The organism is Chryseobacterium indologenes, assembly GCA_016025055.1.
Lineage (GTDB): Bacteria > Bacteroidota > Bacteroidia > Flavobacteriales > Weeksellaceae > Chryseobacterium > Chryseobacterium indologenes.
In genome coordinates this window covers 3043186-3056621 of the sequence record CP065590.1, presented here as the reverse complement: position 1 = coordinate 3056621, position 13436 = coordinate 3043186, and the positions used below count along the sequence as shown (strand labels likewise).

Genomic DNA, 13436 nt, shown 5'->3' with positions numbered 1-13436 from the left:
ATACAATGCCGGAGAAACAAATAATATTTTGTTTCCGATATAATCATGACAATACAAGACTTAAAAAATAAAAACCTTATTCTCTTTGAAGCTATTTCCGGAAGCCGTGCTTTCGGACTGGATACTGAAACCTCGGATACCGATATCCGCGGGGTATATTATCTGCCAAAAGAAGATTTCTTCGGACTGAACTATATTCCGCAGGTTTCTAACGAGACCAATGATATCATCTATTATGAAATCGGAAGATTTGTGGAACTGTTGCAGAAAAACAATCCCAATATTCTGGAAATTCTGGCGAGCCCTGAGAATTGTATTCAATACAAAAATTCTGTAATGGATCTTTTAAAACCTGAAGATTTTTTATCCAAATTATGTAAAGATACTTTTGCCGGATATGCCATTTCTCAGATAAAAAAAGCGAAAGGTCTCAACAAAAAAATTGTAAATCCTATTGAGAAGGAAAGAAAATCTATTCTTGACTTTTGTTTTATTCTTAAGGGACAAGGCTCCGTACCGTTAAAAAACTGGCTTTCAGAACAGGGAAAAACTCAGGATCTTTGCGGATTGGTCAATATCGATCATACCAAGGGAATATTTGCTTTATTTTATGATGCTTCCCAAACATTAAACTACAAAGGAATAGTTCAAAATGAAGAGGCTAATCAGGTTTGCGTATCATCTGTTCCAAAAACTGAAAAACCCTTAGCTTATCTCTTCTGTAATCTTGATGCCTACTCTACATACTGCAAAGATTACAGAGAATATTGGAAATGGGTGCATGAACGAAACGAAGACCGTTATCATGTAAATCAGGAACACGGACAGAATTACGACAGTAAAAACATGATGCACACCATCCGTTTATTGCAATCGTGTGAGCAAATTTTTAAAACCGGTTCGCTTAGTATTCGGGTAGACAATCGTGAAGAACTGCTCAATATTAAAGCCGGAAATCTTCCGTATGAGATGCTGATGCAAAAAGCAGAAGCTCTGATACAATCCATCGATTCCTACCATACTACATCCGATCTTCCCGATACGCCCAATTTACAAGAATCAACTCAAATTCTGGTTCAAATAAGAGAAAAACTATACAGAGATCAATAACGAATAACAGAGTGGAGAGTCACCATGACGGCCTCCCACTCTCATATTCCAATCTAGGATATCCAAAGACTTTTCATACTTACTTCTTCTTCGAAGCTTTTGCAACCGGATTATAATCAAGGCAGATTTTTATCCAATATTCAAAATCATCAGGTTGGCGAAATCCGGCAGGCTCTACGTAGCAATAACCCGGAAGCTGCTTGCCCCTCATGATCATAGGCAGAAAACCTTTTCGTTCCGAGACCACATCTTCCAGTTCAGGGTTATAACGGCACATAAGATTTTCATGACTGATATTAATGCACATTTTACCATTAATCAAAAATGATAAACCACTGAACATTTTCTTCTCTTCCACTTCAATATCAGGAACTTTCGCCAGCCGTTCACGAACTCTGTCGGCCAACTCAATATTGTAAGCCATGGTTTTATTTTTTTATCAATTAAAATTACTTAAAAACAACGTTCAACACTGTCTTTTACCCATATTTTTTTAATACGTCTATCTTTCTGAAATAATATTTTATTTAAATTAATTATTGTTTTACGATAATTAATTATACATTTGCAATATAAATAATGATCATGACATGAACCAGACCAAAATTATTTCAAAGATTTTATTTTATATCTGCACCCTACTTTCCGTTGGATATTTAATAACATTTGTGTATTCCATTCTCTGCCTGGCTACAGACTTTTCGGTTACCCCTTACCAAGGCGGGCAATACCTTCATATCAATTATCCGTTTACAGAAAGTCCTTTTCTGAATATTGAGAACAATTATCCATATATTTTCTTTTCATTTCTCCTGGTTTTAGCTTCTTATGGCATCTTTTTCTGGCTTTCCGCTAAAGTTTTCAGGGTATTTTTTCAGAATAAGCTATTTACCAGAGAACATATACAAAAGCTCAAGAGATTTTACCTGTATAATATTTTCATTCCGGTTCCCGTAGTTATGATCGCGAGTTTCTTTGTAGAAGTGGAAATTTTTATATGGGGCCTGGTGTTTATTCACTTTATGCTTGGAATTTTCTGTCTGTTTCTTGCCAATATCTTTAAGCAAGGGCTACATTTGCAAAACGAACAAGACCTATTTATATAAAATGCCAATTATAGTCAACTTAGATGTGATGCTTGCCAAACGAAAAATGCAGAGTAAAGAATTGGCAGAAAAACTGGGAATCACCCCTGTAAACCTTTCTATCCTTAAAACCGGAAAAGCCAAAGGTGTCCGTTTTGATACGCTGGAAGCTATCTGTAAAATCCTTGAATGCCAGCCCGGAGATATTCTTGAATTTAAAGAGTAATTTACCCAGAAGGACCTTGAGATTAAATCATCTTCTCTTACCTTTTAACTTCCGGCCTTAAGTTTCAGACATCACAAGAGATCCATTAAAAATGAGCTGCCAAAAGGTGGCCGGTCATTCTATTCCCCAAACACAACCTTATGAATACATTAACCATCAACAACCTAAGCCTTACCTACAAAAATGGCTTTCAAGCTATTAAAAATATTTCTCTGGAAATCAACAATGGCATGTTCGGTTTATTGGGTCCCAACGGAGCCGGAAAGTCTTCTCTGATGAAAACCATTGTCGGGCTTCAGAAACCTACATCGGGAACACTGCTTTTCAATGAGGTAGATATTATCAAAAATCCTGATTATATCAAACAGAATCTTGGATTTCTTCCTCAGGATTTTGGAGTGTATCCAAAAGTATCAGCTTATGATCTATTGGAACATATAGCCATATTAAAAGGTATTACCGACAAAAATAATCGTAAAAATCAAATTCTGGGCCTGCTTGAGAAGGTCAATCTTTCTGATTTTGCTAAAAAGAAGCACACACCTTCTCCGGAGGAATGAAACAGCGTTTCGGCGTAGCTCAGGCATTATTGGGAGATCCGAAGATTATTATTGTGGATGAACCTACTGCAGGACTGGATCCTGAAGAACGAAACCGTTTTAATACATTGCTCAATGATATCAGTCAGGATGTGATCGTTATTCTGTCCACTCATCTTGTTGAGGATGTCAGAAATCTTTGCTCAGAAATGGCGGTGATGAATCACGGACAAATTCTCAGAAAAGGAAATCCTGGAAAATTAATCGCAGAGCTGGAAAATAAAATCTGGACAAAACCGATTCACAAAACCGAACTGGAAACCTATAGTTCCAGCTATGAAATCATCAGCAGACAGCTTCTCGAAAGAGAACTTCATATTACTGTATTTTCTGAAGAATCTCCGAAAGATTTCAGTTCCGTAACTCCTTTATTGGAACACGTTTATTTCCATACACTCACCCTAAAACCTTAATCATGAACACTATATTTTTATTTGAAGCCGGACGCTCTTCCAAGCACTGGCTCACCTATCTTGTGGCCTTACTTCTGATAGCTCTCGGTATTTTCTGCGGAAATCGGTTCAATCTTTCAGTAGGAGAAGGAATTTATTTAAACTCGCCCTATACCGTCGGTTTTATGACCGGAATGCTGAGTCTTTCCATTATTTTATTTGCCACAGTCTATGCTTTGCAATTGCTTTTTAAAGATCATGATACCCGTTTTGCAGTGATTCTCTTTTCGTTTCCTGTGTCAAAGCTGACATATCTAACCGGAAGATTTACCATGTATTTTCTAAAGACCTTCATTAGTTTCTGTCTCATGATGAGCGGGTTTATTATTGGTCAGCTCCTTCGCACGGGAAGTGAAATGCAGGAAGGGTTCAGGATCATCTACTATCTCTATCCGATATTGATTTTCGGCCTTATCAACAGCCTTTTAGTCTGCAGCTTTCTTTTTCTGATTGCCCTTAGTGTTCGTAAAAAGTTATTCGTCGTTATATCCGGTTTATTGCTATACATACTTTATATGATTGTTTTACTATTTTCCAATTCACCTTTTATGACCGGAAGTATTCCACAATCATTGGAAGCGCAGCAATTTTCTGCAATAGTAGATCCGTTCGGGCTTTCTTCTTATTTTTTTGACGCAAGAACAACCACTGTTCTTCAAAAGAACACAGAGCTTGTTCATTTATCAGGATATCTGTTATTAAACAGAATACTATTCGTACTCATATCCGTAATTTTTATCTCCCTGTCTATCCGGCTATTTTCTTTCAGCAGTTTCGCCGGAAAAAAGGGAAAAAAGATATTGAAAGTGTCAGATCTTTCATCAAGATCATTGGTTTCAAAATATCAACCTATTGTTCCTGACTTCGGTTTAAAAGCTTATATAGCCTCTATACTTTCTTATGCAAAAATTGATCTCATTTACCTGTTTAAAAGCATTACCGTACCTGCGATATCGATTCTCTTACTTTTTTGCATTGGAATGGAGCTGTATGCGGAAATTGAAAAAGGCATTCGTATTCCTCAAAAATATGCAAGCTCGGGTCTTATGGCAACCACGATCTCTGAGAATTTTCCTTTATTCGGATTACTGATTTCCGCTTATTTTCTCAATGATCTGTACTGGAGAAGTCATTCTTCAGCATTCTGTATGATTGAAAACACTGCTTTTCTCCGTAAGAACAAACTTTCCGGGCATTTAATTGCGATCAGTATCCTGCTATTCCTCCTGACAGGAATTCTGATTGCCCAAGGGATTATTTTTCAGGCGGTATATCAGTACTTTTATATTGACTGGAACGCTTATCTTCCCGTCTTTCTTTTTACTACTTTTCCTCTCATCTTATTTTCCGGCTTTATTCTGTTAATCAATGACAATTTCCGGAATAAGTTTGTTGCCCTGGGAATATCTGTTTTCGCTGTTTTAGTGTTGGCAGGTCCTGCTTCGGGCAAAATCCTTCCTTATCCTCTTTTGAGAATTTTTTCAGACTTTAAGGGCAGTTACAGTGATTTTAACGGGTACGGAACTTATATGTTGGCTTTCACTCAAAGACTGGTCTTTGGAGTTGGTGTAATTGCTTCTTTATGGACGATCAATACATTCATTATCTCCAAAAGACGAATTCTTCTTCATGCTGTACTTATCACTATTTTGCTAATTTTCGGATTGTTCGCAGGAATGTATTTCATGAAAGGTTACCTTCCCAAAGATGAGGATAAAATAGTGATGGAATCTGTTGAATACGAGAAAAAATACCGTAAATATGAAAATCTGCCACAACCTGATATTACCGATGTTACTACAGAAATTAAGCTTTATCCTTCAGAAAATGCCTATCAGATTACCGGAAAATATACAGTGCGTAACCAAACCGGCCAGCCTGTTCATAAAGTTCTCATCAACTTTCATCCTGATTTACATGTGGAAAATGCTACGTTTATATTGGGTAATGAAGTTATAAAGGTCAATGCTGCCACGGCAGAGATTATGCTAAAAAATCCTATGCAGCCCAATGATACAGGCCTACTTAATTTTAAATTATTTTATAAATGGTATGCAGTCAATGGTCATCAGTCTTTCAATGCGATCATTGGTGACGGTTCTTTTATGCGCATCAGCAGGTATTATCCGACCCTCGGTTATCAGAAGCACAACGAGGTTCAGGATCAACAACAGAGAAATCACTTCCAGCTGGGAAAACTCACCCCAATGAAAAGCCCTGAAGATCCTGAGGTATTTAAAAAGACTTCATCAATCTGGATATGACCATTTCTACAGAGAAAAATCAAACCGCCATCGGAACCGGAGATCTGGTAAAGAAATGGACAAAATCAGGGCGTCTTTATTTTAAGTACAAAGCAGATCAAATTCCCTGTCGTTTCGCAGTCTCTTCAGCTAACTACAGAATAAAAAGTGAGCGCTATAAAGGAATTACCATCAATATCTTTTATCACCAAAAACATTTTGAAAATGTAAATCATCTTCTGAAAAATGCAAAGCTTACTTTAGATTACTGCCAGCAAAATTTCGCAAAATATCCTTTTAAAACCATCAGTTTTGCAGAAATTTCTTCATTTACAAGAGGTTTTGCCGCTACAGCTTATCCTTCTGCGATCTTTATGCCCGAGGATATGATTTTTCACGCCAATATCCAGGCGGATAAGAAGCAGGATGTCATCAATGAGCTTGCAGGACACGAACTTTCTCATCTTTGGTGGGGTAACAACCAGATTGATCCGGATGAAAGAGAAGGATCAGTAATGCTTACCGAAACACTGGCGATGTATACAGAAATGATGCTGTATAAAAAAATGTATGGCAGGGAAAAAATGATGGAAAGAATACTGGTACATCAACAAATTTACAATAATGAAAAGGGCCTTTCTGAAAACAGGGCTATTTACAAAGCAACCGGAGATGTTCCACATATCGCATATTCAAAAGGAGCCGTTGCTATGGTACGATTGAGTGACCTGTTAGGTGAAGATAAACTCAATATGGCTCTCAAAAATTTTCTTAACAACAACCGGTACCCTAAGAAACCGACATCAGTAGATTTACTTAATGAATTTTATAAAGTCTCACCTGATCCAGATATCAGAAAACAGATTGATTTTCTATTTAAAACCACCAGAGATACACCTGCATCCAGCACATCTGAAAGTGTTTCCGTAAAAGAAAAAATGAACAGTCCTATCGACAGTTTTTAATCATTGTACAGAAGATTTTATAGTAAAAAAAAGATTCCAGTGTGGGTCATGCCAAATACTTTCTGAGATTGCTTTACCTTCGGTTTGCAATGACTTATAAAAACAAGAAATCCCTCGTATTGAGGGATTTCTTTATACTAAGAATTCATCTTATGCTTCTGTAGAAGGAGTTTGGCTTTCCGCAGGTTTTTCACCCTGTGGTTTTTGTCCGTCCGGTCTTCTTTGTCCGTCCGGCTTACCCTGACCTTCTGGTCTTGGTTTTCCTTCTGGTCTTGGAGGTCTTGGTAAAAGAACTTTACGGGAAAGTTTCATTTTCTTACGATCATCGTAACCCATAAATTTAACTTCTACTTCATCCCCTTCTGCGTAAGGAACTTTGTCTAAACGAGCCCATTCAATTTCAGAGATGTGAAGAAGTCCTTCAGTTCCCTTAGCAATCGCTACGAAAGCTCCGAAGTCCATTACTTTTACCACTTTACCTTTGTATACTTCACCTACAACCGGTACGAAAGTAATTTCGTTGATTTTGGCAACAGCAGCATTGATTTTCTCTCTGTCTGTTCCTGCAATCTCGATACGACCGATCTCACCAATTTCTTCAATAGCAATAACGGTATCCGTATCTTTCTGCATCTGCTGAATGATTTTTCCTCCAGGTCCGATTACCGCACCGATGAAGTCTTTAGAGATCTCCATTACTACCATTTTCGGAGCGTGAGGCTTCACATCTGCTCTCGGCTCAGAAATAGTTTCAGTAATTTTATTTAAGATGTGTAATCTTCCGTCTCTAGCCTGCATCAAAGCTTTTTCCATGATATCCATAGAAAGTCCCTGGATTTTAATATCCATCTGACAAGCTGTGATACCGTCTGCAGTACCTGTTACTTTGAAGTCCATATCTCCAAGGTGATCTTCATCTCCTAAGATATCGGAAAGTACTGTGAATTTACCTGATTTTGCATCCGTGATCAATCCCATTGCAATACCTGAAACAGGTTTTGTAATTTGTACTCCGGCATCCATCAATGCTAAGGTACCTGCACAAACTGTTGCCATTGAAGACGAACCGTTTGATTCAAGGATATCGGAAACAACTCTGATTGTATATGGATTTTCTTCAGGAATAACTGCCTGTAATGCTCTTTGAGCAAGGTTACCGTGTCCAACTTCTCTTCTTGAAGTTCCTCTTAAAGGTCTTGCTTCACCTGTTGAGAATGGAGGGAAGTTATAATGCAGGAAGAATTTTTCGTCGTGTTGCGTGATGACGCTGTCTACCATGTTGGCATCTTTTACAGAACCTAACGTTACTGCCGTTAAAGACTGAGTTTCACCTCTTGTAAACACTGCAGAACCGTGAGCTCCCGGAAGATAGTCAATTTCTGACCAGATCGGACGGATCGTCTGAGGATCACGACCGTCAAGACGGATATTGTCTTCAAGGATCATCTGACGCATCGCTTCTTTCTCTACATCATGATAATATACTTTTACGAAAGGAGTTACTCTTTCCAATTCTTCTTCGTTATCAGCATACTGAGCAAGGAATTCTTCACGAACCGCTTTGAATTTTTCACCTCTCTCCTCTTTTCCGGATGGAGTTCTTGCTACTTCATATACTTTATCATAAGTTTCTTTCCAAACTTTTTCACGAATTTCTTCGTCGTGAGTTTCGTGGGAATATTCTCTTTTAGGGAAAGCTCTACCAACTTTTTCTGCCAGTCTTTCCTGAGCTTCAATCTGCTTTTTAATTTCAGCATGACCGAAATTAATAGCTTCTAACATTTCCTGCTCAGAAATTTCTTTCATTTCTCCTTCTACCATTACGATTGAATCTTTAGTAGCTCCAACCATAATATCCAATTCAGAATCTTTTAGTGCTTCATAGCTAGGATTGATAGAAAGTTTTCCGTCAAATCTTACAACTCTTACTTCAGACATTGGTCCGTTGAAAGGAATATCAGTAATAGCAATCGCTGCAGAAGCAGCTAAACCTGCTAAATCATCAGGAATTGTTTTTCCGTCATAAGAAATTAAGGAAATCATCACCTGTACTTCCGCGTGGAAATCTTCAGGGAAAAGCGGACGCAGTACTCTGTCTACTAAACGCATTGTTAAAATTTCCTGATCAGATGGTCTTGCTTCTCTACGGAAGAAATTGCCGGGAATTCTTCCGCCTGCGTAGAATTTTTCTCTGTAATCTACTGTTAATGGTAAGAAATCTACACCGGGATTTGCTTCTTTATTGGCTACAACAGTTGCTAAAAGCATTGTTCCACCCATTTTTACTACCACAGATCCATCAGCCTGCTTGGCCAATTTACCTGTTTCAATAGTGATTTCTCTGCCATCAGCAAGAGTAATCAACTCTGTAAACGCTTGAGGTATACTCATAAATTTGTCTTCTTAATACTCCGTATTGAGTATGAATTAATATTTAAACTCTTTAAATTTCGTGTGCAAAGGTACTATATAATAATGATATATTAAATTTTTCGATTGCATAAATAGGCTGTCAAAATACAAAATTTTGGCTATCAGTTTTATGAAAGTTTAAAAACTTATCATTATTAATTTAAAAACCGGTTCTTTATTATAAAAATAAAAACCGTTTTTTTGAATATATCTTGTTGATAAATCATGTTGTTTTTGTATTATTGTCTCAAAAAATGGAAATAATGTTTTTATATGATAAAAAATATACATTTCATTATAAAAGCCTTTAAAATAATTGCAAAAACAGGGGTTGATCCCTATATTTGCCCTACTTCACAAAATACAATGCTGTAGTAAAAAAGATAAGGACTTATACATCCTTACCACAGATAAATAAATGTTTATGAACAAAGAAGTACAACCGCAAAGCAGGAATTACACGGTCCCGTTGATTACCATCACCCTGCTGTTTTTTATGTGGGGATTCATTACCTGTATGAATGATATCCTGATCCCCTATCTGAAACAACTTTTCAATCTTACCTTTTTCGAATCCATGCTGGTACAGTTCTGTTTTTTCGGGGCTTACTTTATAGGATCGCTTATTTATTTTCTGATCTCTATTTCCAAGGGAGATCCCATCAATAAATTAGGATATAAAAAAGGAATCCTATTTGGAATTTTTCTTGCAGCTTTCGGCTGTATCCTGTTTTATCCGGCCGCTACTTTCTCCTACTATCCTTTGTTTTTAGGAGCATTGTTTATTCTGGGGCTTGGTTTTACCGTCTTACAAATCACAGCGAATGCTTATGTTTCTTTATTGGGTAGTGAAGAATCTGCTTCCAGCCGTTTAAATATGACCCAGGCTTTTAATGCCTTCGGAACAACAATTGCTCCGGTATTGGGAGGACATCTGATATTTGAATTTTTCTCATCTCCGGATGGCTCATTCAGTGCTGTAGCGACCAGAATTCCTTATCTGATTTTTGCGGGAATTCTTTTATTGGTTGCTTTATTGATTTCCAGGGTAAAGCTTCCGTCATTTCAGATAGGAGAAGAAGAAATCGTAAAAGGCTGGGGAGCTCTGGAATTCAGTCATCTTAAATTCGGAGTATTTGCGATGTTCTGCTATGTAGGCGGAGAAGTTGCAGTGGGAAGTTTTATCATCAGTTTCCTTGAACAGCCCCAAATTATGGGTTTTAACGAAATTATCAGCAAAAACTATCTTTCCCTATATTGGGGAGGCGCGATGATCGGTCGTTTCCTGGGAGCTATTTCTCTCAATCAATCATTAAGTCAGGGGAAAAAAGCAGTTTATATGTTGGGGGCAGCTGCAGCAGTTTTTCTTGTGATTTTCAGCATTGTGAATCTTACCTTTGCCCAGATCAGCTTTTTCCTGGTTTTTATTGTTCTTAATTTCGTTGCCTTTTTCATCGGTAAAGCCGCTCCGGCAAGAACGTTATCTATTTTTGCAGCTATCAATGTTATATTGTTGATTTCAGCCATGGTGAATCATGGTGAGCTGGCTATGTACAGTATTCTGGGAATCGGAATTTTCAACTCCATTATGTTCTCTAACATTTATACGTTGGCCATTTCAGGCTTAGGAAAATATACGAGTCAGGGTTCTTCATTGGTGGTAATGGCTATTTTGGGAGGGGCTATCGTTCCTATTTTCCAGGGGTATCTTGCAGATCAGTTTGGCGTACAACATTCATTTATTATTCCTGTATTCTGTTATCTGGTGATTCTTATCTTCGGTGCTTATTGCACAAAATATCTAAGTCATGTAGAAAGTACGGAGGCCAAATCAGGGCATTAATATTACATAATATTTACTAAATATATTAACAGGCTGTTTCCACCGGGAAACGGCCTGTTGTTGTTTTTAACCACACAGGCAAATAGGATAGAAAAACGCTTTTTTATTCGTGCATTCGTGGCAAACCAATATGCTGATCACATATTTTATTGAAGATAAAACCCTTGCGCTTAAAAAATGAAGCTTAAAAAACTTTGTGTCTTTGCATTTTCCAATATTTTAGAGCTTCAAATTCCTTTAGTATACATTAGTGTGTAACTTTATTCCCAAAATCCCGACTTACCCTACAGATCACCTAAATACCATAATCCTTATGAAAATCCAGTTAAATCTTGAATACGTGGCATTTTTAGTTCTTGGAATTGTAGCTTTTGCCCATACAGAATATTCCTGGTGGTGGTTTGCCGGATTTTTCCTTGCTCCCGACATTTCCATGTTGGGTTATACGGTTAACAACAAAGTAGGTGCTTTTTGCTACAATTTATTTCATCATCTCGGTGTGGCTATTATTGTTTATCTTGCCGGTGCGGCCTTATCTCTGCCTTATTTACAAATGGCAGGAGCCATTTTATTTTCACACTCGGCTTTTGACAGGTTATTGGGATATGGTTTAAAATACCCGGATAGTTTCCAGAATACCCATTTAGGGAAGATCGGGAAAAAGATATAAACTACGGGCTCTTCTCCAGAGAAGTAAATTTACAGTTGACTGCTATAATTTCGGTATAATAAAAAAAGCAACCTCTTTCGAAGTTGCCTTGTTTTTGAAAATCTTTGTAGATTATTTTCTTAAACCTAGTTCAGCGATGATCGCTCTATATCTTGCGATATCTTTATTCTTAAGGTAATCTAGTAATCTTTTTCTTTTACCTACCAATTTCACCAAAGATTTTTCAGTTGCGAAATCTTTGTGGTTACTCTTTAAGTGAGCAGAAAGGTGGTTGATTCTGAAAGTGAAAAGAGCAATTTGTCCTTCAGCACTTCCTGTGTCTTGTGCAGATTTTCCGTGTTTTGCGAAAATTTCCTGCTTTTTGTCTGTTGTTAAGTACATTCCAATATTGTTTAATGATTATTATGTAACGGGTGCAAAATTACAACTATTTTTTGATTCTGCAAACATCTTCTCACATTATTGATTTCATAAATCAAATTTGATAGAAAAAAATGTTAAAAATTTCTTAATAAATTTTACAAAATTTAACGAAAAGGCAGTAATTTTGCATTCGAATTACAAATGAGAAAAATTATATTTTTTACAGCAGTTGTTAGTTTCTTATCAGTGGGCTTTACTTTGGTGAAAGCACAAAAAAGCGCTGAAGACAAAATAAGAAAGGTTCTATACTTCAATCCCGAGGTAGAGCCTGATATTGACGAAATAAAAGAGCCTACCAACAACGCCTTTTTCAGTGCTGTTTCTGATAATTTCAGTGGAAGAAAAAAAAAAATGCTCCGGGCAGAAGTTCAGGTTGCATTTGATAGTATAGATAAGCAGACTATCACGGATTATTGTGTCAATAATGATGCTGATTTTGCTATTGTTTCCAAAGTTCGTTATTTCAAAGTGGGAATCGGAAAATATGTTTTCTCAAACCAGGTAGTTGTAAGCATGAAGCTTTTCGGTGCTGACGGAAATCTGATTACCGAATCTGACTATGATACCTACCGAAAAAATATGCGTTTACTGGGATCAACAGTAAATTCGATTAAAATAGGCACTGATGGAGCCATTAAAGATATCATCAAAAAACTCAGGAAACTGAAACCTGCAGAAACTGAACTTTAACAGCTGAAAATTTATAATATTTATCACGTATGGTTTGTGAGTAGTTTTCACCTTACCTATCAATTTTCTATTAAACTTTACATCCTTCCCGTTATCATCTTTTGCCGTTGATAGCCTCTACCCTGCTGAATATATCCAACCGACACCTGCCCGTTGAATCACTTTTTAGATTTGATTTACAAAATATGTCATCATTATGAAAAATTCAAATTTAAAAAAGCTCAACAGAAATCAACAGAAACAGATTTCAGGAGCGGAAAGAGGTCTTCAAAAATGTACATATCCTTTTGAATGTCCCGGCGGATCATGTTGTTTCAGAGTCTGTATTTCTACTGCGTGTCCGGATTTATAGACACTTCTCCCCGGATTTAGCCAAATAGTATTTTTTCAAAAACAATACAACCAACTGTATATCAGGTAAATATTTTCACCAATAAAGGAATAATTGAATATTTTTTACTATTTTGGTCTGATATTAAAACTAAATCATATGAAAAATTTAAAGAAGCTTAGCAGACAAGCGGCAAAACAGATCAACGGAGGAGCTCTTGCAAGATGTAGCAATACCAGACCATGTACCGTAGGTTGGTGTTGTGAGGGAATTTGTAGTCCACAAAGGTGTCCTATCAATTAGAAAAATACATTTCAGCATCTGTTTTTAACAGGTGCTTTTTTGTCATACAAATTAAAAAACATACTACAATAATTTGATTTTCAA

At 36.9% G+C, this 13436-nt stretch carries 11 protein-coding genes and 2 pseudogenes; 10 read left to right on the top strand and 3 right to left on the bottom strand.

Annotated elements, in window-relative coordinates:
• The first annotated feature begins 45 nt into the window (after positions 1 to 45).
• Positions 46 to 1110, top strand: coding sequence for a nucleotidyltransferase domain-containing protein (locus H3Z85_14105; protein QPQ50579.1), 1065 nt, complete (start codon positions 46 to 48; stop codon positions 1108 to 1110).
• A gap of 79 nt (positions 1111 to 1189) precedes the next feature.
• On the opposite strand, the gene H3Z85_14100 is transcribed toward H3Z85_14105, so the two are convergent.
• A complete protein-coding gene (locus H3Z85_14100; GenBank protein ID QPQ50578.1) occupies positions 1190 to 1534 on the bottom strand; it encodes a TfoX/Sxy family protein in 345 nt (114 codons plus the stop codon).
• 166 nt (positions 1535 to 1700) lie between these two features.
• On the opposite strand from H3Z85_14100, the gene H3Z85_14095 reads away from it, so the two are divergent.
• The 4 genes and pseudogenes from H3Z85_14095 (at position 1701) to H3Z85_14080 (ending at position 6680) form a co-directional block, all read left to right on the top strand.
• Positions 1701 to 2216 (top strand): DUF2975 domain-containing protein, encoded by a 516-nt coding sequence (locus H3Z85_14095; GenBank protein QPQ50577.1) that lies wholly within the window; start codon positions 1701 to 1703, stop codon positions 2214 to 2216.
• Between the two features lies 1 nt (position 2217).
• Positions 2218 to 2421, top strand: a complete 204-nt coding sequence (locus H3Z85_14090; GenBank protein ID QPQ50576.1) for a helix-turn-helix transcriptional regulator — start codon at positions 2218 to 2220, stop codon at positions 2419 to 2421.
• A 140-nt stretch (positions 2422 to 2561) separates the two neighbouring features.
• A pseudogene (locus tag H3Z85_14085) lies at positions 2562 to 3433 on the top strand (ABC transporter ATP-binding protein).
• A gap of 2 nt (positions 3434 to 3435) precedes the next feature.
• Positions 3436 to 6680: pseudogene (locus tag H3Z85_14080) on the top strand (aminopeptidase).
• 150 nt (positions 6681 to 6830) lie between these two features.
• Here the strand turns inward: H3Z85_14080 and H3Z85_14075 are convergent.
• Positions 6831 to 9071 carry a polyribonucleotide nucleotidyltransferase gene (locus tag H3Z85_14075; GenBank protein ID QPQ50575.1) on the bottom strand — a complete coding sequence of 747 codons (2241 nt, stop codon included), beginning with the start codon at positions 9069 to 9071 and terminating at the stop codon, positions 6831 to 6833.
• Positions 9072 to 9510: 439 nt separating this feature from the next.
• On the opposite strand from H3Z85_14075, the gene H3Z85_14070 reads away from it, so the two are divergent.
• Together H3Z85_14070 and H3Z85_14065 are read left to right on the top strand one after the other, a co-directional pair.
• Positions 9511 to 10935 carry a sugar MFS transporter gene (locus H3Z85_14070; protein ID QPQ50574.1) on the top strand — a complete coding sequence of 475 codons (1425 nt, stop codon included), beginning with the start codon at positions 9511 to 9513 and terminating at the stop codon, positions 10933 to 10935.
• Between the two features lie 313 nt (positions 10936 to 11248).
• A complete protein-coding gene (locus tag H3Z85_14065) occupies positions 11249 to 11605 on the top strand; it encodes a DUF4260 domain-containing protein (GenBank protein ID QPQ50573.1) in 357 nt (118 codons plus the stop codon).
• A gap of 111 nt (positions 11606 to 11716) precedes the next feature.
• On the opposite strand, the gene rpsO is transcribed toward H3Z85_14065, so the two are convergent.
• Positions 11717 to 11986, bottom strand: a complete 270-nt coding sequence (gene rpsO, locus H3Z85_14060) for a 30S ribosomal protein S15 (GenBank protein QPQ50572.1) — start codon at positions 11984 to 11986, stop codon at positions 11717 to 11719.
• A 183-nt stretch (positions 11987 to 12169) separates the two neighbouring features.
• On the opposite strand from rpsO, the gene H3Z85_14055 reads away from it, so the two are divergent.
• The 3 genes from H3Z85_14055 (at position 12170) to H3Z85_14045 (ending at position 13352) form a co-directional block, all read left to right on the top strand.
• Positions 12170 to 12718 (top strand): pyruvate decarboxylase, encoded by a 549-nt coding sequence (locus H3Z85_14055; GenBank protein ID QPQ50571.1) that lies wholly within the window; start codon positions 12170 to 12172, stop codon positions 12716 to 12718.
• A gap of 196 nt (positions 12719 to 12914) precedes the next feature.
• The gene (locus tag H3Z85_14050; protein QPQ50570.1) at positions 12915 to 13070 is read left to right on the top strand and encodes a hypothetical protein; all 156 of its coding nucleotides are present in this window, start codon (positions 12915 to 12917) and stop codon (positions 13068 to 13070) included.
• Positions 13071 to 13208: 138 nt separating this feature from the next.
• A complete protein-coding gene (locus H3Z85_14045) occupies positions 13209 to 13352 on the top strand; it encodes a hypothetical protein (GenBank protein ID QPQ50569.1) in 144 nt (47 codons plus the stop codon).
• Positions 13353 to 13436 lie beyond the last annotated feature (84 nt).